Source organism: bacterium (assembly GCA_024228115.1).
Classification (GTDB): domain Bacteria; phylum Myxococcota_A; class UBA9160; order UBA9160; family UBA6930.
On the sequence record JAAETT010000399.1, the window covers coordinates 1 to 506 of the forward strand.

1 protein-coding gene is annotated in these 506 nt (G+C 65.2%); it reads right to left on the reverse strand.

Annotation, left to right across the window (positions count from 1 at the left end; genetic code table 11):
• Positions 1-186 (reverse strand): CBS domain-containing protein (locus GY937_17490; GenBank protein MCP5058499.1); only part of this gene is annotated, 186 nt, incomplete at its 3' end.
• Positions 187-506 lie beyond the last annotated feature (320 nt).

Genomic DNA, 506 nt, shown 5'->3' on the forward strand with positions numbered 1-506 from the left:
CACCGACAGCGCCGGCTTGGACATGATCTCGTAGACGTTGGTGCGCTCGGGCGAACGGTGGGGTGCCAGCACGTGCTTGGCGATGTCCGAGACCATGACGACGCCGAACTCGTCGTCCTCGTGGCGCTTCGCCACGATCAGGAAGTGCGCGTTCTTCTCCTTCAGGATCGCGAGCGCCTCCGCCACGGTGGTGTTCGAAGTCGTCGGGCCGTTGGCGACGCGTCGGGCGATCGCACGTGCCGACGTGTCGTCGGTGGGAGTTGGCGCACCAATTCTCGTGGTGGAAGAGCTTTGAAAAATGGCGTCGCGAGCGCTGCGGCGGGACTGCGTTGCTAGAGTGTGAGGACGCGGCCGGCTCGCCGTTCGCGGTCTGCAGGAGGCGAGCATGAGTGGTAGCAAGGTACGAGTAGCCATCTCCCGGATCTGTGGAGCATTGCTCGTTTTGGGATTGGGGCCGGGAGCCGGGTTGGCCGCGGAGCCCGTCGTCCGGTCGAAGGGACAAACGG